General features: G+C 32.0%; 21 protein-coding genes. 4 read left to right on the top strand and 17 right to left on the bottom strand.

From position 1 onward, the window contains the following. Window positions 1-34 precede the first annotated feature (34 nt). The 5 genes from GXM21_RS11655 to GXM21_RS11635 are packed head-to-tail and all read right to left on the bottom strand — an operon-like array spanning window position 35 to window position 5,188. Window positions 35-1,549: a phosphohexomutase domain-containing protein gene (locus tag GXM21_RS11655; RefSeq protein ID WP_008539462.1), complete on the bottom strand. Its 1,515-nt coding sequence runs from the start codon at window positions 1,547-1,549 to the stop codon at window positions 35-37. Window positions 1,550-1,589: 40 nt separating this feature from the next. Then, the gene (gene recQ / locus GXM21_RS11650) at window positions 1,590-3,356 is read right to left on the bottom strand and encodes a DNA helicase RecQ (protein ID WP_039881466.1); all 1,767 of its coding nucleotides are present in this window, start codon (window positions 3,354-3,356) and stop codon (window positions 1,590-1,592) included. Continuing rightward, the gene (locus tag GXM21_RS11645) at window positions 3,346-4,230 is read right to left on the bottom strand and encodes an NAD(P)-dependent oxidoreductase (RefSeq protein WP_008539464.1); all 885 of its coding nucleotides are present in this window, start codon (window positions 4,228-4,230) and stop codon (window positions 3,346-3,348) included. The genes recQ and GXM21_RS11645 overlap by 11 nt, the downstream gene beginning before the upstream one ends. Window positions 4,231-4,250: 20 nt before the next feature. Then, entirely contained in the window at window positions 4,251-4,706 is a 456-nt protein-coding gene (locus GXM21_RS11640; RefSeq protein WP_008539465.1) for a metal-dependent hydrolase, read from the bottom strand. Window positions 4,707-4,726: 20 nt separating this feature from the next. Then, a complete protein-coding gene (locus tag GXM21_RS11635; protein WP_008539467.1) occupies window positions 4,727-5,188 on the bottom strand; it encodes an HPP family protein in 462 nt (153 codons plus the stop codon). A gap of 187 nt (window positions 5,189-5,375) precedes the next feature. On the opposite strand from GXM21_RS11635, the gene GXM21_RS11630 reads away from it, so the two are divergent. Further along, window positions 5,376-5,975, top strand: coding sequence for a TetR/AcrR family transcriptional regulator (locus GXM21_RS11630; RefSeq protein ID WP_008539468.1), 600 nt, complete (start codon window positions 5,376-5,378; stop codon window positions 5,973-5,975). Window positions 5,976-6,137: 162 nt separating this feature from the next. Further along, the gene (locus GXM21_RS11625; RefSeq protein WP_008539469.1) at window positions 6,138-7,352 is read left to right on the top strand and encodes a dicarboxylate/amino acid:cation symporter; all 1,215 of its coding nucleotides are present in this window, start codon (window positions 6,138-6,140) and stop codon (window positions 7,350-7,352) included. A gap of 363 nt (window positions 7,353-7,715) precedes the next feature. Here GXM21_RS11625 and GXM21_RS11620 read toward each other — a convergent pair whose 3' ends face one another. From GXM21_RS11620 to rpsO, 6 genes are all read right to left on the bottom strand, one after another. Continuing rightward, on the bottom strand, window positions 7,716-8,318 hold the full coding sequence (locus GXM21_RS11620; RefSeq protein ID WP_008539470.1) for a DUF1847 domain-containing protein: 603 nt from the start codon (window positions 8,316-8,318) through the stop codon (window positions 7,716-7,718). Window positions 8,319-8,415: 97 nt separating this feature from the next. Next, on the bottom strand, window positions 8,416-9,033 hold the full coding sequence (locus GXM21_RS11615) for a LysE/ArgO family amino acid transporter (RefSeq protein WP_008539471.1): 618 nt from the start codon (window positions 9,031-9,033) through the stop codon (window positions 8,416-8,418). Between the two features lie 91 nt (window positions 9,034-9,124). Next, the gene (gene murB / locus GXM21_RS11610) at window positions 9,125-10,042 is read right to left on the bottom strand and encodes a UDP-N-acetylmuramate dehydrogenase (RefSeq protein ID WP_008539472.1); all 918 of its coding nucleotides are present in this window, start codon (window positions 10,040-10,042) and stop codon (window positions 9,125-9,127) included. Between the two features lie 14 nt (window positions 10,043-10,056). Beyond that, entirely contained in the window at window positions 10,057-10,539 is a 483-nt protein-coding gene (gene trmL, locus GXM21_RS11605; RefSeq protein ID WP_008539473.1) for a tRNA (uridine(34)/cytosine(34)/5-carboxymethylaminomethyluridine(34)-2'-O)-methyltransferase TrmL, read from the bottom strand. An 18-nt stretch (window positions 10,540-10,557) separates the two neighbouring features. Continuing rightward, on the bottom strand, window positions 10,558-12,627 hold the full coding sequence (locus GXM21_RS11600; protein WP_008539474.1) for a polyribonucleotide nucleotidyltransferase: 2,070 nt from the start codon (window positions 12,625-12,627) through the stop codon (window positions 10,558-10,560). A gap of 118 nt (window positions 12,628-12,745) precedes the next feature. After that, on the bottom strand, window positions 12,746-13,012 hold the full coding sequence (gene rpsO / locus GXM21_RS11595; protein WP_008539476.1) for a 30S ribosomal protein S15: 267 nt from the start codon (window positions 13,010-13,012) through the stop codon (window positions 12,746-12,748). 230 nt (window positions 13,013-13,242) lie between these two features. Here rpsO and GXM21_RS11590 point away from each other — a divergent pair, with 230 nt between their 5' ends. Beyond that, window positions 13,243-13,959 carry an HAD family hydrolase gene (locus GXM21_RS11590; RefSeq protein ID WP_008539477.1) on the top strand — a complete coding sequence of 239 codons (717 nt, stop codon included), beginning with the start codon at window positions 13,243-13,245 and terminating at the stop codon, window positions 13,957-13,959. Between the two features lie 35 nt (window positions 13,960-13,994). Here GXM21_RS11590 and GXM21_RS11585 read toward each other — a convergent pair whose 3' ends face one another. Both GXM21_RS11585 and GXM21_RS11580 read right to left on the bottom strand, forming a co-directional pair. Further along, complete coding sequence (locus GXM21_RS11585) at window positions 13,995-15,281, bottom strand: MFS transporter (protein WP_008539479.1); 1,287 nt, start codon at window positions 15,279-15,281, stop codon at window positions 13,995-13,997. 105 nt (window positions 15,282-15,386) lie between these two features. Beyond that, entirely contained in the window at window positions 15,387-16,091 is a 705-nt protein-coding gene (locus GXM21_RS11580; RefSeq protein ID WP_008539481.1) for a tetratricopeptide repeat protein, read from the bottom strand. A gap of 124 nt (window positions 16,092-16,215) precedes the next feature. On the opposite strand from GXM21_RS11580, the gene GXM21_RS11575 reads away from it, so the two are divergent. Next, window positions 16,216-17,076, top strand: coding sequence for an NAD(P)-dependent oxidoreductase (locus GXM21_RS11575; protein WP_008539483.1), 861 nt, complete (start codon window positions 16,216-16,218; stop codon window positions 17,074-17,076). 81 nt (window positions 17,077-17,157) lie between these two features. Here GXM21_RS11575 and GXM21_RS11570 read toward each other — a convergent pair whose 3' ends face one another. From GXM21_RS11570 to GXM21_RS11555, 4 genes are all read right to left on the bottom strand, one after another. Next, a complete protein-coding gene (locus GXM21_RS11570) occupies window positions 17,158-18,291 on the bottom strand; it encodes a YibE/F family protein (RefSeq protein WP_008539486.1) in 1,134 nt (377 codons plus the stop codon). Window positions 18,292-18,393: 102 nt separating this feature from the next. Continuing rightward, a complete protein-coding gene (locus GXM21_RS11565; RefSeq protein WP_015561829.1) occupies window positions 18,394-19,923 on the bottom strand; it encodes a purple acid phosphatase family protein in 1,530 nt (509 codons plus the stop codon). A 223-nt stretch (window positions 19,924-20,146) separates the two neighbouring features. Further along, window positions 20,147-21,709 (bottom strand): purple acid phosphatase family protein, encoded by a 1,563-nt coding sequence (locus GXM21_RS11560; RefSeq protein ID WP_008539489.1) that lies wholly within the window; start codon window positions 21,707-21,709, stop codon window positions 20,147-20,149. Between the two features lie 101 nt (window positions 21,710-21,810). Then, window positions 21,811-23,076 (bottom strand): S-layer homology domain-containing protein, encoded by a 1,266-nt coding sequence (locus GXM21_RS11555; protein WP_008539491.1) that lies wholly within the window; start codon window positions 23,074-23,076, stop codon window positions 21,811-21,813. Between the last annotated feature and the right edge of the window lie 300 nt (window positions 23,077-23,376).

Here is a 23,376-nt window from a genome sequence, read left to right as displayed (position 1 = left end):
ATAATATAAACTTCTGCTATTTTCCGCTATATTATTATTTATCAAATACAGAGATATCTAATTGGTCAAAACCACTTAATAATTCTTTCATCATAGCTGTGATTTTTGCACAATCGCCTTCGCCATTACCTTCTACATTAAGTGGCATATTAGGATCATGTAAAGATTGACGAAGCAATGCCCAACCATTTGCTTCACCTTTAAAGCTAATGCGTACACCTTCATAATTTGGTGTTACAATATGATATCCTTTTTCTTTTGCACGAGCAGTAAATATTTCTAAAACTTTTGCCCCATAAGCTTTGAAATCTTCACCTTTTAATTTTAAGCGATATTCTGCTGTTTCAAATTGTGGTTCAAGTTTTTCAATCAAGCTATTTAAAGTTTTACCTTCTGCTTTAGTTTTAGCTGCAGCAATTAAGAGTTTAACTGCCATATATGCACCATCATCAAGATAATAATTTTCTTTAAGTGCACCATGACCACTTGTTTCAATAGCGAGTGGAGATACTACGCCTTCTTCATTTAAGCGTTTGCATTCATTGATTACATTTTTATAACCACGTTGGAAACGATGATGTTTTAACTGTAATTCACCTTCCAAAAATGCAGTCAATTTATCAGAAGTTACAGAGTCAGTAACAATAGTGGAATTTGGATAATCTTTCACTAAGATAGCAGCCATCATAGCAATGAGTGCATCACGATTTACTTCTTGACCATCGCTAAATACAGCAGACATTCTATCTACGTCAGTGTCAAAAATCAAACCTAAATCAGCTTTATTATTAAGCACTGCACCGCGAATAGCGTCCATAGCTTCTTTATTTTCTGGATTTGGAATATGATTTGGGAAATGTCCATCTGGATCTAAGTATAAACTACCTGTAGTATCTGCACCTAACTGAGCTAAAACTTTTTGTGCAAAAAATCCTCCAGCACCATTACCTGCATCTACTACGATATGATTGCCTGTAAGTGGTTTATCATAATTGTCTTTGCTGTTGATACCTTCACGGATTTTTGTGCAAAGATTTTCAGCATAAAGAGAAACTAAATCAAATTTTTCTACACTGCTGATATCTGCTATCTGTTCAGTCAATTCGCAAGCAATTTTGAGCATATCAGTGAGGTCTTTCTTTTCCATACCGCCATTTTCTGGTTCAAAGAATTTAATACCATTGCGATTAAATGGAAGATGGCTTGCAGTAATCATCATAGAACCATCATATTTTGTTTCTTCATATACTAAAGACATAAACATAGCTGGAGTTGTAGCCATGGAACAATCAACAGCTGTTGCTCCTTGAGCTACAATTGCCATTAAAGCTTGTTGTTTTAACATTGGTGCAGAAATACGAGAATCATGACCTACAGCGATTTTTAATTCACTTGCTTTTTTGCCACTTTTTTTGCTGAGCCATAAAACGAAAGCTTGCACAATGCGATTAGCATATTCTGGTGTCAAAGTAACAGGTTCATCAGCTACACCTTCAACTGCTACACCTCTGACATCACTGCCATTTTGTAATTTTAAAATTGGATCCATAAAATCTACCCCTTTTTCTCTTAATCTATACTAAATATCTTTACGATATGTAGCTCTTTATCACTGTTAAAAATTCCTCACCATATTTTTGTAATTTAAATTCACCTACACCGCGAATATTTTTCATCAATTCTAAATCAGTCGGTTTATCTGTTGCCATCTGTGTAAGTGTAGCATCAGAAAAAATCATATATGGTGGTAATTTTTCTTTTGTCGCTAATTCTTTACGCAAACTGCGCAAAGCTTCAAATAATTCACCTTTAGCCTTGGCTTTTTTAACAATTACCATCTTTTGCCAAACCTTTTTTTGACCGCGAAGCACTTGCCATGACAATTCATTTAAAGTAACCACTGGATATTGGCTTTCTGTGATATCTAAGTATTGCATAGCACTAAGTCTTAAAATTAAATCACTGATATCTTTTAGCTTTCGCTCTTTCATCAAGCCATACGTAGATAAACGCTCAAAATTAAATTGTTTTATCTTCGCACTTTTTGAACCTTTTAAGACTTCAGCTATCATTTTCACGCCGAAGCGTTCATGCATACGATAGACACACGATAAAACCTTTTGTGCATCAATTGTAATATCTATTAATTCGCCTTCTAATTTGCAATTACTACAATTATCACAATGTTCTTCTACATCAAATTCACCAAAATAATGCAAGATAAATGCTCTTAGACATTGCGGTGTATGACAATAATCCACCATTGACTGCAATCTTTTATATTCTAATTGTTGACGAATTTCACTTTCTGTAGATTTACTTATCAAAAACTTTTGAAGCTGTGTATCTTGCGGACTATACAATAAAATACAATTTCCTGAAAGTCCATCACGACCTGCTCTACCTGCTTCTTGATAATACGCTTCCATATTTTTGGGCATATTATAATGAATAACATAGCGAACATTTGGCTTATCTATGCCCATACCAAAAGCATTTGTCGCCACCATAACAGAAAGATTATCATAGAGAAAATCTTCTTGCATTTGATTTCTTTCCTCATCTGTCATACCGGCATGGTATCTACCTGCTTTAATGCCCTTTATTTCCAATAAAACTTGCAAAGCATCTACATCTTTTCTAGTGCCCACATAGATAATTCCAGCTTCATCTTGATGTTTTTTTACATAATCTATGACAAATTTATCTTTTACTTCTCCTCTTAATACGGAAAAATATAAATTTGGTCTATCAAAACCAGTTACAAATACATTAGGTTGTTTAAGTCCCAATAAATTTATAATATCTGTTTTTACCTCTGGTGTAGCTGTTGCTGTAAAAGCACTGATAATCGGCTTAATGCGCAATGAATTAGTAAAATTTAAGATATTGCGATAACTAGGACGAAAATCATGTCCCCATTGCGATAAACAATGCGCTTCATCAACTGCTACCATACTAATATTTAAATTTTTAAAACTATCTGGTAAATATTCAGATGTCAATCGCTCTGGTGCTATATAAATAATTTTATAAAAACCAGCAGATATATCTTGTAAATCCTTATATAATTGAGCCTTACTGACAGAACTATTAATATATACTGCCGCTATCCCTAGCTGACGTAAACTATCAACTTGGTCTTTCATCAAAGAAATAAGTGGCGATATAACAAGTGTTACCCCTTCAAATAATAATGCAGGGATTTGAAAACAAATAGATTTTCCCGCACCTGTAGGCATAATCGCCACTGTATCATTTTTATTTAATAAACTTTCAACTACTTTTTTCTGCCCTGGTCGAAAGTCTTCATATCCATAAAATTTTTGTAGTATTTGTCTTGCTTTATTCAGCATCATAATATTTCAATAAGGCTTGAGTGCCATTATTTTCATAACCTTCTTTGGCTAATTTTTCATATAGAGATTTTGCCAATTTCAATCCTGGTAAATCTAAATTCATTTCATCAGCTGACTCTATAGCTATTTTCATATCTTTAATAAAATGTTTAATGAAAAATCCTGGTGCAAAATCACCTTTTAACATTCTTGGTGCTAAATTGCTAATCGACCATGAACCTGCTGCTCCTGTAGAGATTACATCTAATAAATCCTGAGGATTTAATCCACATTTTTTCGCATAAGCAACAGCTTCACAAACACCCATCATATTAGAAGCAATAGCTATTTGATTGCTCATTTTTGCATATTGACCAGAACCTGCTTTGCCAAAATAGCAAATAGTTTTTCCCATAGCTTCAAAAATCGGCAAAACTTCTTCATAAACTTCTTTATCGCCACCAACCATAATGGCAAGTGTACCATTTTTTGCTCCTACATCTCCACCAGATACAGGTGCATCTAAAGATTTTATTTCATATTTTTGAGCTTCTTGATAAATCTCTTGAGCCAGTTTTGGACTAGAAGTAGTCATATCTATAATTATGCTTTGTGGTTTCAAATTTTTAATTACACCATTTTCACCTAAATAGATTTCTGCTACATCTTGAGGATAACCCACCATAGAGATGATTACATCTACATTTTGGGCTAAAGCTTTGGCACTATCAAACCATTTTGCACCTTTAGTTAATAAACTTTCAGCTTTTTGCTTTGTACGCGTATAAACCATGACTTCATATCCAGCTTTTAAGAGATTATTTGCCATGGATTTTCCCATTACACCAATGCCAATAAAACCAATTTTTAGTTTTTGCATATATTTCACCACTTTCTTTTACCTGAAACTTATTACAACATAAATTTATAATATAAAGCAGCTACACAAATCGTATAACTTATAAAATATTCCCATGAACTGCCCACGCGAAATAATTTTATACCTATTTTTCGCTTTCGCCAGATAAGTGGCACCTTGCCACAAATTCCATCTTCAATAATATGAAGTAAAGCACCTACACAGACAAATATCGGAATTTGTGCTATTTCCCAAAATAAATCTTTTAATACACCAACTTCATGTAAATAAAATAAAATAGCGATTATCGCTAAATAAGGCACTGTCCAATGTGTATTTTGGCGATGTTTTGAACGCCATTTCCAATAAGCTTTACTTTCTTTTGGTGGTTTACCTTCCAATCTATCTGGCAATACACTGCCAAAAAAACTATATGCTGCATATAAAAAATTTCCTGTTCCTGCAAATACAACTACAGTCGTTACTAATTTATGATTAGCCCACTTCACAAAAATTCTCCTTAAAATTATTATCTATGCCATAAAGGATAATCTCTATGTAAAATAAATCTATTATAGACTATAGCAATAAAAACTAATAAACAAATTCCTGGTATTACATCAAATAAAAAATAATTGATAATACCTTGTTCATTCGCTTTTAATAATATAATCGGCATAGCAGCAGATGGTGGGTGAATTGCTTTAAACCACGATTTCACTAACATGGCTATAGCTACACCTAAAGCATAAACAATCCAATCATGCCCTAAAATATAAGCCATTAAAATACCTACAATACTTGTAATAATATAGCCTAAGATAATATTTCTCGGCTGAGCATATTCACTGTCATATAACAAAAAAGCGATTATACTTGTCGCTCCAAATGGTGCTAATAATAAATTGTTATCAATAGATTTAGATACTAAAGCTACAATACCAATGCCGAAAAAAATACCAATAGCTGATAGTATTTCATCTTTTTTCATAAAATTGAAATCCTTTATATTTTTTCCTTAAATCTAATTGCAATTATATCAAAAAATAACATTAATTTATAGCATACTATTGAAAAACTATTACGGTTTGAGAAAAAAGATAAATGCCATTATAATATATTTTAAAGAAAACGAACCGCATTCATTTTTATAAAATATAAATAAACAGGTGATTATTTTGGAACATACACTTAGTAAACGTGAAGCAAAAAAAATAAAATCAAAAAAAAACATCATTCAATCCGCTATCGTATTATTTGCTCAAAAAGGTTTGAAAGATACTTCTATTGCTGATATCATGCAAAAAGCTAATTTAGGTATTGGCACATTTTATAATTATTTTCAATCTAAAGATGATTTACTCCGTAGTCTACTCATTCAATTAGCTATGGATATTCGTCAACATTATCTTGAATCTATAAATAAAGAAAAAACTCAAGCTCAAGTATTAGAAGGACTCGTTTTATATACTGCTAATCTACTAGACCAAAATCGTTTTATTTTGCCATTATTCATGCGCGCTGTAGATAGAAGTGCATTGACCATACAGCCACATGTTTCGATAAAAAAACCACTTCCATTCAAAGATATTTTTGATGAAATCATTAAAACTGGTCAAGATAATGGCGAATTTCGCAGTGATATTCCAGCTGAAATTATCACAGAAATGTTTCATTCTCTATTTCAATCTGCTTCTTTTAGTAGCCTACCACTTAAATATCAAGAAAACATTCGCTATAAATTAAATTTAGTGCTTTCAGGTATTATTTTAAAATAAAATTTGTACGTATACAAAAAACAAATAAACATTTTAAAAGATATTTTGTGCGTATTTTTTCTAAAAGCTACAGTATAGTTGTAAATTCACTCCAAAAAGAGTATAATTTCGTTATGTTATTTTTATATAATATACAAATATATCTTTAGGAGGTCTTTTATAATGACAGCAAAAATGATCATTAATAAGCTCGGTACGCTTATTCTCATTGCCATGATTTTAGGCATTGCTGTTGGTTTGGCTTTAGGTGAAACAGCACAAATCTTTGCGCCAATCGGCGACTTATTTATGCAATTAATCAAAATGGTCGTAGTACCTATGGTTTTATTCTCACTAATTGGTGGTGCGGCTTCACTAGGAAATTCTAGTTCTGCTGGGAAAATCGGTCTTTTAACATTTATTTATTATACAATTACTACTATCATTGCTACTGTTATAGGTCTTATTTTCAGTGTAGTATTTAAACCAGGTGAAGGAATTAGTTTAGCTAGTTTAGGAGTTCAAGCTTCTAGTGAATATGCTGATAAAGGTGGTATTCCTGGATTTTGGGAAACTTTAATCGGTTTTGTTCCTGCAAATCCTTTTGAAGCTCTCGTTTCTGGTAATATTTTACAAATCATTGTATTTAGCTTATTTATCGGTTTTGCTATCGCTAACTTAAGCGGTGAAAAGAAAGAATTCTTACTTAAATTTTTCAATTATATGACTGAAGTTACTGTAAATATTATGACTGCTATTATGTGTATTGCACCTCTTGGTGTATTCGGCTTAATGGCAGGTTCTATTGGTAAATTCGGTTCAGAAATTTTAGTAAAACTAGCTTATCTTGTAGTATTATATATTATCGTTCTCCTCATCGTTAATTATGGTGTTATTGGCGGTAGTGTTGCTATGTTCTCTAAATGTACTACATTTAAACAATTCTTTAAATCTATGTACAAAGTTCAATTATTCGCTTTCACTACTGCATCTTCCATGGCTACATTACCTCTCAATATGAAAACAACTATTGAAGAATTGCATGTTTCTAAAGAAACTACTTCTTTTGCACTTCCTCTCGGTGCCACTATCAATATGAATGGTAATGCTGCTTATTATGCTATGGCTGCTATCTTCTTTGCTCAAATGTTTGGTATTGAACTCACTATTACACAATATATAGCCATTATATTTACTTCTACAGTTGGTGCTGTAGGTCAAGCAGGTGTTCCTGGCCCTACACTTTTAGTAGTAGCCGTTCTCATGTCTGCTAATATTCCAATCGAAGCACTTCCAATTTTATTCGGTGTTGACCGTATTTTCGATATGCTTCGTACTGCTGTAAATATCACAGGCGATGCTGCTTGTGCAACTATCGTTGATAGATTTAGAGAATAATAATTAAACTGTTCATTTCTTTGATGACAAAGAAACGAACCAAAGAAATCACCGCAGATAAAATTTTAGTTTTGAAAATAATTATCGCTTCATACAACGCTTAGAAACTCGCTTCGCTCAAACATTCAGACTAAAACCGTATTCAACGATAATTATTTTCAATAACCTCACGGTTACCACTAAAATTTTATAATGCGGAAAAATAAATATTACCAAATATTATTAAGGTAGATTATAGAATTACTCTTATTTATTATTCGTTTTTATAATCTCCACATTTTAGCATCTTTTTACAGTATCCACGAACTATTAATAAAAAAGGAACAATATTTTGATGTATATCAAAATATTGTTCCTTTTTATTTATATTTCATTTTCTTCCATTAATTTTAGTTTTTTTCGCCAATAACGTGAATAAACTACACCAAGTGGATTGTGAGCAAGTACTCTATCTTTTGCAACTAATGTAGTTACAGGACCATTACAATTTTTGTTAAATATAGCATCATGACCTACACATAAACCACAGGAAATAAATAAATCGCAACCTGCTTGATTTAAAAATTCAGCTTGATATTTAGGATTACACATACTTTCTGTTGCACTTTGGGGATTTATTTTTTTCAAACCTAATTTATCCTTTGCTATCGCACAATTTTTACAGCAAATAGATACTACTTCAAATTCACGTGCTAAAAATTTATTAATTAAATAAGCTTCTTTATTTAAACCGATACAAAAAGCTAAACCTAATTTTTTATAGCCCATTTGTTTGGCAAATTCTACAGTTTCCTCCAAACGTGTAAGCTCACTATAATATGTGGCTTCCACAAAAGCTGCTGCTTTCATAATTTTTTTCTCTTCATCTGTATATAAATCAAGCACTTCATCTTGATTTATTTTCTTGCAACTAATACCTCTGCCTGCACAAATATGACTTTTACAATTCGCACAATCACCAATCATATTAACACCTCCAAATAAGTATATATTTATTTTATTATACAACAAAACCCTAAAAGTATTAAAACTCTTAGGGTCTTAATCAAGATAATCCCAAAATTTAATTATATGTAAATAAATCTAAACAAAACATATATAATAAATTTAATCCATATAAAAACAAAATGATAGCACAAATAAGATTAATATATTTAACAAATCTATATAATTTATTTATAAATTTATGTGCTATAAAAGCTAATGAAGAAAACCATAAACAAGAAGCGATACAAACTCCTATAATAAAATATATAGAACTATCTCCTGCTAAAGATGTTCTAAAGCTACCTAAAATCAACGAACCATCAATAATAGCTTGAGGATTTAACCATGCGACAGAAAAAGCCGAAACAATTATTTTTGACAATCTATAATCATGAGTTGATTTTATTTCTAATTTGCTATTCGTTCTCCATAAATCAAAAGCAATATAGAAAATAACCATAGCTCCAATAAACATCACGAAATCACGTAAAAATTGATATTTATCTAATAAAATTCCAATACCTAAATAACAACTAATAGCTAACGAAATATCAAATATAATTACAAATATCGTAGTCAGATAAATTATTTTTACATTTCTTTGCATAGCAGAATTAATAACATACATATTTTGTATGCCAATAGGCATAACATAAGCCAATCCAAATAATAAGCCCTGCATAAAATATATCATTTTTATATCCTTAATAGTTAATAATTTATTTTCAATTTAAATAAAAAGCTATAGCAAAATAAATTCTTTGCTATAGCTTTTATGTTATATTTTATTGTTCACCAATCATTTTTACTTCTGGATAAAGTTTCACGCCATGAGCTTTATAAACTCTATCTTGTACTTCTTTGATTAAATCAAGTACATCTTGAGCTGTTGCTCCGCCGATATTAACTACAAAACCAGCATGTTTTTTAGAAACTTGCGCACCACCAACAGTGAGTCCTTTTAAACCTGTTTGGTCAATTAAAGTCCCTGCAAAATATCCAGGTGGGCGTTTAAAAGTACTACCTGCACTTGGATATTCAAGTGGTTGTTTTGTTTCTCTACGATTAGTCAAATCTGCCATTTTAGCTAAAATCTCATCTTGATTTCCTTCTTGTAATTCTAATTCAACTTCTAAAATCAAATTATCATTATCTTGGAAAATACTATGACGATAAGAAAATTGAGCTTCTTCATTTGTATAGTATACGAGGTTTCCTTCTTTATCAATAGCACTAACACGATGAACTACATTTTTTATTTCACCATCATAAGCACCAGCATTCATAAAGATACAACCACCGATACTACCTGGAATACCCACTGCAAATTCAAGACCTGTAAGTGAAGCTTCACCTGCAAATTTAGAAACATCAACCATTAAAGCACCACATTGAGCTTTAATGAAATTACCATCTCTTGTAATTTTAGCAAAACGTTCATTTAAATTTACAACAATACCACGAATACCTTTATCCATGACTAACAAATTAGAGCCATTGCCAAGCATTGTTAGTGGTACATCATATTCTTTTACTATTTTTATAACAGCGATAGCTTCTTCAACTGTTGAAGGCATTACAAAGCAATCAGCTGGACCGCCAATTTGAAATGTAGTATGTTTAGACATTGGCTCATCTATTAACACACTATCTTCTGGCAAAATTTGTTTTAATTTAGCTATACATTCATTTAATTTTTGCATTATTTATGCTCCTATCAATCTAAATGATCAAAACCAACTTGTTTTAAATTTGCATAATCAAGTTGTCGCATAGCCTCATAGGCAATTACAGCCACAGAATTAGATAAATTTAAAGAACGTGATTCACTTATCATCGGTATACGAATGCAATCGTCCCAATGTTCTTTTAAAATACTTTCAGGAATACCTGCTGTTTCTTTACCAAAAACAAGCATATCATCCATGCCATAAGTTACATCACTGTGTACATGATTGGCTTTTGTTGTAGCATAATGAAATTTATGACCTTTATATTTTTCTAAAACTTCATCAAAGTTTTCATGATAATGCACTTTTACTAAATGCCAATAATCAAGACCTGCTCTTTTTAAATATTTATCATCAGTAGAAAAACCAAGTGGTTTTACTAAATGAAGTTCAATACCTGTATTTGCACAAAGACGTGCAATATTACCAGTATTTGCTGGAATTTCAGGTTCAATCAAAACAATATGCACTTATTTTCACCAGCCTTATTAAAGAAGCACTTTATGAGAAAGATTTACTCTACCTTGACGGTCAATTTCTGTAACTTTTACTTCTAATTCATCGCCAATGTTTACAACATCTTCTACTTTTCCTACGCGTTCTTTTGCTAATTGAGAAATATGGCACAAGCCTTCTTTACCTGGTAAGATTTCTACAAATGCACCGAAATTCATAATGCGTGTAACTTTACCTTTATAAACTGCACCAACTTCAACTTCAGCAGTTAAAGCATTGATCATATCTTGAGCTTTCTGTGCAGATTCAGCACCTACTGCTGTGATAAATACATTACCATCATCATGAATATCGATTTGTACACCAGTTTCATCAATTATTTTTTTAATTGTTTTTCCGCCTGGTCCAATTACATCGCGAATTTTATCAGTAGGGATTTTCATGCTATTTACGCGTGGAGCGTATGGAGATAATTCTTTATTTGGTTCACTGATACATTCAAGCATTTTGCTTAAGATAAATTCACGGCCACGTTTTGCTTGAGCAAGAGCAGCTGCTAAAATTTCTCTGCTAAGACCATCTACTTTGATATCCATTTGAATAGCTGTGATACCATCTGGAGTACCTGCTACTTTGAAGTCCATATCACCAAGAGCATCTTCCATACCTTGGATATCTGTTAAAATTGTATAAGCATCGCCATCTTTTACTAAGCCCATTGCACAACCAGATACTGGTTTTTTAATAGGTACACCAGCATGCATTAAGGAAAGTGTACTACCGCATACGCTACCCATGGAGCTAGAACCATTGGATTCTAAAACTTCAGATACAAGGCGAAGTGTATAAGGGAATTCTTCTACAGAAGGAATAACTGGCACTAATGCACGTTCTGCAAGCGCACCATGACCGATTTCACGACGACCTGGGCTACGCATTGGACGAGCTTCACCAACGGAATAACCAGGGAAATTATAATGATGAATATAACGTTTAGATGTATCATCACCGATACCATCAATTACTTGTTCATCACCTAAAGCGCCAAGTGTAGTAACATTTAAAATCTGAGTCTGTCCACGAGTGAAAAGTGCACTACCATGTGTACGAGGTAAAATACCTACTTCACAGCTAATAGGACGAACTTCTTCTAAGCCACGACCATCTGGACGAATTTTTTCATGAGTGATCATATGACGTACAATACCTTTTAAAGTTTTGTAGAGCACATAATCTATTTCCATATCCATTTCTGGGTAAAGTTCTAAGAAATGTTCTTTTGCTTCTGCTTTTACTTCTGCTACATGTTCATCACGGCGAAGTTTATCAGCATCACGAACAGCAGCATCAAATTTATCATAAGTGTATTCATGAATAGCATTTACAAGTTCTTCTGGAACAGTAAATAATTTTGGCTGATGTTTTTCTTTACCGCATTTTTCCATCATTTCTTGCTGGAATTTTACTAAGCGTTTGATTTCTTCATGACCAAATAAAATAGCATCAAGAACTACTTCTTCGGATAATTCATTTGCACCAGCTTCAACCATCATTACAGCATCATAAGAACCTGCTACAGTCAAGTTTAAATCAGATTTTTCACGCTGTTCAACTGTTGGATTGATAACAAATTCGCCATCAATACGACCAACACGAACACCAGCGATTGGTCCTAAAAATGGAATATCAGAAATAGAAAGTGCACAAGATGCACCAATCATACCAGCGATTTCTGGAGCATTATCTTGTTCTACAGATAAAACTGTAGCTACAATCTGAACATCATTTCTATAACCTTCTGGGAATAATGGGCGAATAGGTCTGTCGATTAAACGGCTATTTAAGATAGCAGATTCAGCAGGACGACCTTCTCTTTTTATAAAACCGCCAGGTATTTTACCAACAGCGTACATTTTTTCTTCATAATCAACTGTTAAAGGGAAAAAATCTACTCCCTCACGTGGCTCAGCAGAAGCTGTTGCTGTTACTAAAACTACAGTTTCACCATATCTAACTAATACAGCGCCATTTGCTTGTTTCGCCATTTTGCCTGTTTCTACAACAAAACTGCGACCGCCAAGTGTTGTTTCAAAAGTATACATAACTTACCTCCTATTTATGTATTTATCAATATTTTAATCTTTGTGTCTATATCTATTTTAACTTAAAATCAAGCAAACTAAAAGAAAAAGCGGGAAAGGCTCCCGCTTTTTCAATTAATTATTTACGTAAATTTAATTTTGCAATAAGAGCACGATAACGTTCTACATCGATATCATATAAATAGCTTAAAAGTCTTCTACGATGACCAACCATTTTTAATAAGCCACGACGGGAATGATGGTCTTTTTTATTGTTTTTAAGATGTTCAGTAAGATATGCGATACGTGCAGTTAATAAAGCAACCTGTACTTCTGGGGATCCAGTGTCACCTTCATGAGTAGCGTTATCTTGAATGATTTGTAATTTTTGTTCTTGAGTTAACATTAAAATATCCTCCTAAATTTTATTTCTCCCGAATCCACGACAGCGTTGGAGTTTCGCTTACCCTAGAATGGGAATGTCTTTTGCATACAAAAATTAATATATCATAAATAAATATCACTGTAAAGAAAAAGATTAGTGCTTTTATTTTAATGATAAATATATATTCCAACTTTTTTAGATAATTGCTACAATATACCTAAACCATTTTATTGTCAGAAAGGAATTTTGTCATGCTAAAAAATAAAAAATTTGCTTTTTTTGATATGGACGGCACTTTAATTGACTCTGTTGGCATCTGGAACCAAATTGACCAAAAACTCATTGAAAAATTAGCCAATAAAACAATTGATGAAACAACTGTGCAAAACGACCGTGATACACAATTAAAAAAATTCAATGCACAACCAAATCCTTATTTATGTTATTGCCAATATATCAAGGATAAATATTCAGCTCAAATTTCAGCTGAGGAAATCATCAAATTGCGTTATGAAATAGCTCAAGATTTTCTCCAAAATATAATCGATTATAAACCACAAGCTGACTTAGTCATCAAAAAATTAAAAGCAAAGAATTTTACACTTGCTATAACAACAACTACAAAACGCACAAATATGGATATATATCGCACTTTAAATAAAAATATCAACGCCAAAGCTCCACTTGATGAATATTTTGATTTAATCTACACACGTGAAGATGTCAGCAAAATCAAACCAGACCCTGAGGTTTATCAAAAAGCTATGCAAAAATTTAATGCCAAACCAGAAGAATGTATCATCTTTGAAGATTCATTAATCGGTATTGAAGCTGCTAAAAAAGCTGGTATTGAAACCATTGCTATTTATGACAAATATTCTGATGCTGATACAGAGGCAATAAAAGCACAAGCTGATTTTTATCTCCACAATTATACAGAGCTTCTATCCTCTATTGATGAATTATAAACAAAAAAGGTTATGCAAAAGCATAACCTTTTTTATTAATCGATTTCTATACCTTTTGTTTCTGGAACAGTGAACCACATAAAAATAAGTGCTATTGGATAAATAACAAATACAAGACTCATTGCTCCTATCAAACTTCCGCCTGTTGCCAAATAACCAATTATAGCAGGGCCAAAACCAGATAAACCACGACCTGTACCAAAAATTATATTTTCTGCAGTAGAACGTGCTTCAGATGGATAATTTTCAGCAATAACTGCACCATAACCACCCATCATACCATTTACAGTAAAACCTAATAAGAAACTTCCCCATAATAAACTTGCTTGACTTGTAAAGAAAAAGAAATAAATTACACAGTAAATTGTTCCACCAATATACCAAAGTGCAAAAGTCTTTTTACGTCCAATTTTATCTGCCAAGATACCAAATAAGATTATACCTAAAACCATACCAGCAATAGATATTACCATCCAACCACTTGTCTGCGCTAAACTATAGCCATATTTTTGAGATAAAATTGTTGGCATCCAGCTAAATATCGCATAATAGCCAAAGTTTTGCACTAAACACATAACTGTAAGCCCTATTGTTGTTGCTGTTATTCTCTTTGTAGTGAATAATTTTTTAAGTGGCATACCTGCCAAATAATAATATTCTTTTTGTTCTTTTTCAGTGATAGTTCCATTTTCTTTTTTAGCAATCAATTCTTGCTGACGCTGTTTTTTACGTTGCCACAAAATCGGTTCTTTAAGATGCATACGTACATAAATTGCGATGAGTGCAGGAACTAAGCCTACAAGAAATACTGCACGCCAGCCAAACATTGGCACAATTATAGCTGGTATAACTGCTGCTAATAATACACCGCCTTGCCAACCAAGTGCTACCCATGAAGTAGCTCTTGCTCGCATATCAGGTGCCCATGTTTCAGTAACAATCGCCATACCAATACCAAATTCACCACCGATACCAAGACCAATGATAAAACGTAAAACAAGCAATACTGTATAATTATCAACAAAATACATCAAGAATGTGGCTACCGCAAATAAAATTATCGAAAAAGATAATATCTTTGTACGTCCATATTTATCTGCTAGCAATCCAAAAATATATGAACCAATCCACATACCAATCGTTGTTGCTAAAGTTAAATTCCCAGCTTCTGCTGTAGTAAGTCCAAAATCTTTAATAATAAAAACTAAAATAAATGATAATAAAAACATATCCAGACCATCAGCTGCATATCCTAATACAGCACCTATTAATGTCTTAATATAATGGTCTGCTTCTCCTTCTACATGTTTTTCCTTCGCCATAAAAATTCTCCTCTTATTATCTATACTATCTTTGTCCAAATATATATATGTACAAAAATACATATATAACTAATACTTAATGTCATATATGTATTTTTTGCAAACTTAAATATCCCAATGAATTTTTTCTGGTGAAGGGCAAGCATGGTCAATCGTATTTAAAATCCATGCGACATTATTATGAGTAGCACTAAAAGCTTTTTCTATAGCAGGCTTATATTTTTCAGGAATATCCATAAAAGATAAAGCCTTTCTCATATAATTTAAAGCTTCCTCTTTCATCAGACCGGTAGCCATTAATTGAGCTTTAAAACGATAACCATAATATAAATAACTATTATGTTTCACGTCTAAATTCTCAAATACGCGAATTTTTTCATCAATTTCATTTTCAGCTGTTTCAATATCTTGCTTATTATATAATAAATTCCAGCGGTCAGCCCAAACTTCTCCACGTAGAATATATTTATATAAATAATCTGTAGACTCTACTAATTGCACAGCTAAATTTATATAGTGAAGAGCATCATCATATTTTTTATCTTCACGAAGGCAAGAAGATAATCTTTGCAAAGCATAAACTTTTTCTTCTACCTGTTCAGGATTTTCTTCATCTATTTCTACTTCAACAACAGAACGAAACAACTCTATTGCTTCATCATGTTTTTTTAATTCTGGCATTGCCAAAAAATGAGCTAAACGTGCTCTACTTCTCCAATCATCAAAACCGCCAGCAAATAAACTAGCAGGTGGACTCGCAGGTGAATCCATTACATAATGTGTAAGTTCATGAAACTCATGACTGTTCATGTAAAAACCTCCTAATATTCATCCTATTTCTCAATATTGACTTTATATATAATCTAATATATGTTGAATATATTAGATATATTTTATCATATATTACTTATAAGGCAAAAGAGAGGTTTTTTTCATGAAAATAGGTTTTATTGGTATTGGTTTAATGGGTGGTCCTTTAGCTCGAAATCTTATTCGTGCCGGCAAAGAAGTTTATATTTATGGCAGAAATCAACAACATATAAATAAAGTATTAAGTGCTGGCACTACAGGAAAAACTGTAAAAAATATTAACGATTTAGCTATTTGCGATATTATTTTTACATGTTTGCCACTTCCACAAACAGTAAAATCAATCATGATAGAAAATAATGGCTTACTCAATCAATTAAAATCTGGCTCTATCTATATTGATACTAGTACTATCGACCCTAGTACTGCTATAGAAATAGAACAATATGCTATTCATCATAATGTCCATTATATAGCTTGTACTTTAGGATTAGGTCCTGCACAAGCTGAAACAGCTTCTGAACCATTATTTGTTGGTGGCAATAAAGAAATATTTACAAAAATAATGCCTATTTTAAACTTAATTGGTTCTCCTGTTCATTACTTAGGTGGTGTAGTTCAGGCTTATGCTTTCAAAATAATCAGTAACATGATTGGTATGACTAATCTTGCAATACTTGCTGAAGGTATTCATTTAGCACAAAAAGCTAATATAGATATTGAACAATTTTTAACATTATTAGCACAAACAGGAGGAGATTCTAATCAATTAAGTCGCAGAGGTCCAGCCATAGCTAATAATGATTTTAGCAATCGCTTTGCTGTTGATTTAACTTTAAAAGATTTAACTCTTGGTTGTAATATGGCTAAAGATTTTAATTATCCTCCTATATTTAGTCAAAAATCCCGTGAACTTTATCAAAAAGCTTCTGAACAAGGTTATGGTGCAGAAGATTGTTGTGCTATTTATAAAGTCCTTGAATAAAATAATTCTAAAAACTAAAAGAGATTATGGTTTATTATCCAAACCATAATCTCTTTTTTATTCTCAAAACAATATACATTCTTATTTTTTGTTTTCTAAATAATGAGGAAGCCATGCAGAAAATAATGCTACTATTGGCACTGTTAAAATAACGCCAAAGCTACCAGATATCCCTTGCATGATTTCTATACCAATAGAATTTGAATTTATTAATTGCAAATATGGTAAATCATATACATAATCTAATACCCATACACCAAGAGAGCCACCAAAGAAAGCTAAAATAAGTGTTGTTGACATTGTACCCATAATATCTCGTCCAACATTCATACCGCTTTTAAATAATTCTTTAGGTGTTAATGCTGGATTTTTAACATGCAATTCTTGCACTGCTGAAGATACATCCATTGCTATATCCATTACAGCACCTAAACTTGCAAATAAAACACCAGCAAAAAGTAATTGACCTACATCAATTAAAGTATTCTGTCCAATAAATAATAATGCTTCAATATTGGATACATTATAACCTGAAAGTGATGTGAAATAGCCAAAAATATCTGCTGTCAAACCTGCAATCAATAAACCAAAAAAAGTTGCCAAAATAGCAGATAAAGCTTTTATCGTAAAACCATTAATCAAGCAAATGGTCATTGCTGTAACAATTGTCGCTGTAAAAATAGCAGCTAAAGATGGAGAAGTTCCCTTCATTATCATAGGGAAAAATACAAATACAAAACAAATGAAACTAAAAATAAGTGCAATTGCCGATTTTACACCTTTTTTCCCACCAATAATACAAAGTGAAATCAAGAAAATAGCTATAAAAATATATATTGGCATAGAACGGTCTACATTATATACAGTAGTAACATGTAATTGCCCCACTACACTAGAAATAGTGATTACTTCTAATCCTGGCTTACATGCTGTTCCAAATAATAATCCATTAGGACTATTTGCCTCCAAAATCTGCCCTTTTTGTGGTCCAGTTTCCATCTGTAATAATACAACTTGGTCGCCCACACGAGAACCATCTTCTTGTATATTATCTTTTAAAACTTCCACTACTGTTGCTTTTTCAAAAGCGCGCCCTTGTGTATTTACTAAAGTTGGTTTTTCTACCTGATTATATGATTGTAAAAAGAAAAATCCACCTATTAATATGCAAATAATTATAATCCCACGAACCCAAATATTTTTTAACAAATTCATAAAAAATTCCTCTCTTATTATCATTATATTAATTTCTTTAATGTAAAAACTGCGGTAAAGCATATACTTTACCGCAGTTAGAGAAAAATTAAATCTTACTTATTATCTCTTAATAATGCTATAAGCTTCATCGATTGGTGTGCCTGTTTGAGCATCATATGTGTTAATAGTAAATTTATCATCAGTAATATTGATTACAGAATATGTTGGTCTCCAAGTCTGGCTACGAGCAGCTACATAATCTTGTTGCTGTTCAATTAAATTATAGAATTTAGAACCAGTTGCAGAGTTAGAAGTCATGTAGAATACACCTTCTGGATTTACTAAAGTGCCTTGTTTCATATCAGCAATAGTGTAGCAACGATTTTGAGAAGTATAGTATTCTTTGAAAGCACTGTCAGATTTTAATTTATTATCAAGTACTTTATGGTCTTGTCCATGTTGACCTACTTTATATTCTGCAAAATCATCATATTGTTTACCATCACTTGTAAGCTGATAAGTACGAGCATAAGTATGGTCATGACCTTGTAATACTACGTCGATATCATTTGCATCAAAGATAGGTGTTAATTGGTTACGTAAAATAATACCATCAGAGTCAGAGTGGTCTAAACCTGAACCGTAGATATCTTGATGCATTACAACAATACGCCATTTTGCATTTGGATTTTCTTTTACTGCTTTTTCTACTAAAGCTTTATGGTCAGCTGCATTATAGTTATTAGCATTGATGACAATGAATAAAGCACTGCCATAAGTATAATAATATCCATGACCTGCAACTGTAGAATTAGTTTCTGCTGTAAATGGATTTGGCACATTGAAGTGATTTTGATAGCTAGTAGTCAAGCAATCATGGTTACCAATAGCTACTGCTTGTGGTAAATTGCGGAAAGCTGTTGCAGATAAATATCCGGAGTATTCATATTCCTGTAATAAATGTTTTTCAGCGTTATTACCAGCTGGTTCATTAATTTGGTCACCAGGAGATACTAAGAAATTAATTTCTGGATGTTGTGCTAAAGCACTATTTAATGTTTTATTCCAGTTATAAGCATCATTTCTAGCTGCAACATCTTCACTTTGTTCTACAGCACTTTCATTTGGAACTTGACCTTTAGAAGCACCAATCTGTGGGTCACCTACATACATAAATGAGAAATTATGTGGATCGCCTGTTTTATATTCATGAGCTTGTTGCCATTTACCATTTAATTTTACCTGATAATAATATGTAGTATTTGGTTCAAAGCCATCAGCTGTTACTTTATTGCTATAATACTGCACACCATTGATTACAGTACCTTCTGTACAAGTACCTTTAAATTCTTTAGCGTTTTTCATATCTTTATTATCAGCAATACGCACTACAGCTTCATTTGCTTTTTCTTTAGAATACCAACCAAAATTTAATTTAGAAAAATCGGAGCCTGGAATTAAAGCAACTTGTTCATAATTTGTTTTAATTTTATCCCAGTTAGCTTTCCAATCTGCCCAATCTGTATGTTCTGATACAGCTGTTTTAGTAGTAAAAGCTGGTGTTAAAGAAGCATCATTCCATTGTTCTGTTGCCGCATAAACAGTTAAAGAGCCTACACTAAGTGCTGCACTTAAGCATAAAGCTAACATTCTTTTTTTATTTTTTTTCAAATAAAACACAAAAGTCACTCTCCTTAGTTCTAATCAAAAATAAGATAATTTCTATATCTTTTGTAGATATATTTATTCTATATTTTATTTTTAAAAATACTGTAAACGTAACGTAAAATTTAAATAAATATATACAAAAATAACTGTAAAATAGCTGAAAGTGATAAGAAAAATTCTTATCACTTTTATATCAAATCATCATTTATTTTTTTACAATTGTATAGGAGCTATCTATTGCTTCGCCTGTTTCTACATCATAAGTATTAACAGTGAAACTATCTTTTGTAATGTTGATTACAGAATAAGACGGTCTCCAATTTTGACTACGAGCTGCTACATAATCTTGTTGTTCTGGAATTAAATTATAGAATTTAGAACCAGTTGCAGAGTTAGAAGTCAAATAAAATACACCTTCTGGGTTTACAACTGTACCTTGTGATTTATCGGCTATATTGTAGCAAAGATTTTGAGATTTATAATATGCTCTAAATACGCCATCTTTTTCAAAGCGTTCATCAAAATTATCGTGGTTAAATCCACCTTGATCTTGTTTGTATTCTAAGAATTCATCATGTGCCTGTCCATCACTTGTAAGCTGATAAGTACGTGCATAGCTATGATCATGACCTTGTAATACTACATCAATATCATTTGCATCAAAAATTGGTGTCAATTGTGTACGCAAGATAATGCCATCAGAATCTGAATGGTCTAAACCTGAACCATAAATATCTTGGTGCATTACAACAATACGCCATTTTGCATTTGGATTTTCTTTGATAGCTTTTTCAATCAAAGCTTTATGGTCTGCTGCATTATAGTTATTAGCATTAATAACAATGAATAAAGCATTACCATAACTATAAAAATATCCGTTACCAGCAGGTGTTGGTGTAGATTCTTCAAGGAATGGATTTGGATTATTGAAGTGATTTTGATAGCTTGCAGAGCTACAATCATGGTTACCAATAGCTACTGCCTGTGGTAAATTGCGAAGTACAGAGGCGGAAAGATATCCAGAATATTGGTCTTCTTGTTCTTTTAAATCTTTTGCGTCTTCATTACCTTTTACACTTACCTGGTCACCAGGGGATACTAAAAAGTCAATTTCTGGATGTTGTTCCATTGCTTTATTTAAAGTTACATTCCAGTTATAAGAGTCATTTCTAGCAGCTAAATCGTTACCTAATTTTTTACCATTAGATTCTGCATTTTTTTGTTTATATGAAGAACCAATCTGTGGGTCACCTACAAACATAAAGCTGAAATTATCTGGATCACCTGTTTTATATTCTTGAGCTTGTTGCCATTCACCATTTAATTTTACTTGATAATAATATGTGCTATTTGGTTTAAAACCATCAGCTGTTACTTTATTGCTATAATACTGCACACCATTGATTACAGTACCTTCTGTACAAGTACCTTTAAATTCTTTGGCATTTTTCATTTCTTTATTATCAGCAATACGTACCATTGCTTTATCTGTTTTTTCTTTAGAATACCAACCAAAATTTAATTTAGAAAAATCAGCGCCTGGTGTAAGTGCTACCTGTTCATAATTTGTTTTTAAATTATCCCAGCCAGCTTTCCACTGTTCCCAATTAGTATTATCAGAAATAGGTGTTTTAGTTTCTACCATTGGTTTTGTAGAAGCATCATTCCAATATTCTGTTGCCGCATAAGCTGTTAAAGAGCCTACACTTAAAGCTGCACTTAAACAAAGTGCAATCATTTGCTTTCTTCTTTTTTTTAAATAAAACATTCTCATTGCTCCAAATCTCTAATAAATAATATTCTCTTTAAGTGATATACTTCCACCACTTTCGCTAATAACTACAAGTGAAAGTTTCTTGCTCTATAAGGTTAAAATTTAAATTTTAAGCTAGTATATACAGTATTAGCATCTGTATCTGTCTTTAAATCCTTACCGTCAAAATATAAAAGTGAACCTATTACATTTTGAGTAAATACATATTCTACACCAGCTACAAGTCCTTTTTGACCTTCTGCAGCCTCATCATAACCTGTTTCAATAGTTACATTTTCACCGAGATGACGATATCCTATATATGCTCCCCAAGAACCTGCATCTTTTGCATTTGCGCCTTTATACTGTACTTCTACACTACCTGCTTTATCATAGCTATTAGCATCAGCATTTTGTAAATATTGACCAACTAATGCTACATTTTTATCAAAATTATATTTGCCACCTGCATACCATAAATTAGCTTTATTATCATCAACGTCTAAATCTAATTCAACATCTTTATCTAATCCACTCAATAAAATATAACCTGCATTGAGTGCTAAATTATCGTTTGGTGTGTAATCAAATTGTACACCATAGTAATCAGCAGTGATATCTTTTGCTGTTTTACCATCAGGGATTTCACCATCATGATCATTTTCACTGTAGCGACCAATAGCTATATTTGTATTAAATACATTACTACCAAAATTTGCTGTCATACCAGAAATTTCATCATCAAAAATCATACCCTGACAAATATCTAAAGAAGTTCTACCAGCTGTTACTGTTGCACCAAATAAAGGTCCTTCTACATATGCCTTACTTACTTTTACACCATCTGCATTGCTATCTGTTTCTGGATACATTGTATATTCAATTTTAGCATTAGCAGTCCAATCACTATCACCAATATAAGCTTTTGGTTCAAGTTTAAATTCTAATTTATTAGAGCGTTTATCTTTTCCTTCATCATGATTTTCCTGCGAATATTTATATTTTAATTCGCCTTTCCATTTTATATTGTCGGATTTTTTCTCTAAATCTGCAACGCGCACACCTAAATTATCCAATTCATCAGCAAATTCAACAGCCAATTTATCAACAATTGCTTTGTCTGCTTTTTCAAGATCAGTTCTTGCCATAGCTCGTGCTACAATCTGTGCCATTTCATAACGAGTCATAGTATTTTGACCTTGATATGTACCATCTGGATAGCCATCAATCACGCCATCATTAGCAAGTGTAGTAACTGCATCATATGCCCAACTATCAGCTGGCACATCACTAAATGGATTAGTTGCTGCAAAAGATGTACTTGCTATTCCCATCATTAAACTTGCGGTGATTGCACTTGTAATAAGCTTTTTCTTAAACATTAAATATTCCTCCAAAAATGATTAATATACTTTACCTAAAAAAAGTAAAAACAAATTTGCTCAAAATAACTCCGATTAATTTTTCAGAGAAATATTTCAAAACGGTTACTATTATAAAAAGATTTTTTTAAATCAAAATTAATAGTTTGTAAAAACCATATTAAAGATATGTAAAAAATATGTAACAAAATATATTTAAATAAAATAAAAGTAAAATTTCACGCTATATTTATTTTTATATGCCAATACTATAAAATATTAAATATCATATACTTCATAATATTAAATTAGAAAAGTAGG

The organism is Megamonas funiformis (assembly GCF_010669225.1).
Lineage (GTDB): Bacteria > Bacillota > Negativicutes > Selenomonadales > Selenomonadaceae > Megamonas > Megamonas funiformis.
Note: the sequence above shows the minus strand (reverse complement) of the source record. Positions and strands in the feature narration are given on the sequence as shown.

Coding starts and splice junctions, on each gene's coding strand:
- GXM21_RS11635 (WP_008539467.1), bottom strand. CDS start 5,188: ATGAAAAAAGATGAAATACTATCAGCTATTGGTATTTTTTTCGGCATT.
- rpsO (WP_008539476.1), bottom strand. CDS start 13,012: ATGTTAACTCAAGAACAAAAATTACAAATCATTCAAGATAACGCTACT.
- GXM21_RS11570 (WP_008539486.1), bottom strand. CDS start 18,291: ATGAATTTGTTAAAAAATATTTGGGTTCGTGGGATTATAATTATTTGC.
- GXM21_RS11575 (WP_008539483.1), top strand. CDS start 16,216: ATGAAAATAGGTTTTATTGGTATTGGTTTAATGGGTGGTCCTTTAGCT.
- GXM21_RS11655 (WP_008539462.1), bottom strand. CDS start 1,549: ATGGATCCAATTTTAAAATTACAAAATGGCAGTGATGTCAGAGGTGTA.
- GXM21_RS11580 (WP_008539481.1), bottom strand. CDS start 16,091: ATGAACAGTCATGAGTTTCATGAACTTACACATTATGTAATGGATTCA.
- GXM21_RS11590 (WP_008539477.1), top strand. CDS start 13,243: ATGCTAAAAAATAAAAAATTTGCTTTTTTTGATATGGACGGCACTTTA.
- GXM21_RS11565 (WP_015561829.1), bottom strand. CDS start 19,923: ATGTTAGCTTTATGCTTAAGTGCAGCACTTAGTGTAGGCTCTTTAACT.
- GXM21_RS11620 (WP_008539470.1), bottom strand. CDS start 8,318: ATGATTGGTGATTGTGCGAATTGTAAAAGTCATATTTGTGCAGGCAGA.
- GXM21_RS11555 (WP_008539491.1), bottom strand. CDS start 23,076: ATGTTTAAGAAAAAGCTTATTACAAGTGCAATCACCGCAAGTTTAATG.
- GXM21_RS11585 (WP_008539479.1), bottom strand. CDS start 15,281: ATGGCGAAGGAAAAACATGTAGAAGGAGAAGCAGACCATTATATTAAG.
- GXM21_RS11615 (WP_008539471.1), bottom strand. CDS start 9,033: ATGATATATTTTATGCAGGGCTTATTATTTGGATTGGCTTATGTTATG.
- GXM21_RS11600 (WP_008539474.1), bottom strand. CDS start 12,627: ATGTATACTTTTGAAACAACACTTGGCGGTCGCAGTTTTGTTGTAGAA.
- recQ (WP_039881466.1), bottom strand. CDS start 3,356: ATGCTGAATAAAGCAAGACAAATACTACAAAAATTTTATGGATATGAA.
- GXM21_RS11560 (WP_008539489.1), bottom strand. CDS start 21,709: ATGTTTTATTTAAAAAAAAGAAGAAAGCAAATGATTGCACTTTGTTTA.
- GXM21_RS11625 (WP_008539469.1), top strand. CDS start 6,138: ATGACAGCAAAAATGATCATTAATAAGCTCGGTACGCTTATTCTCATT.
- murB (WP_008539472.1), bottom strand. CDS start 10,042: ATGCAAAAATTAAATGAATGTATAGCTAAATTAAAACAAATTTTGCCA.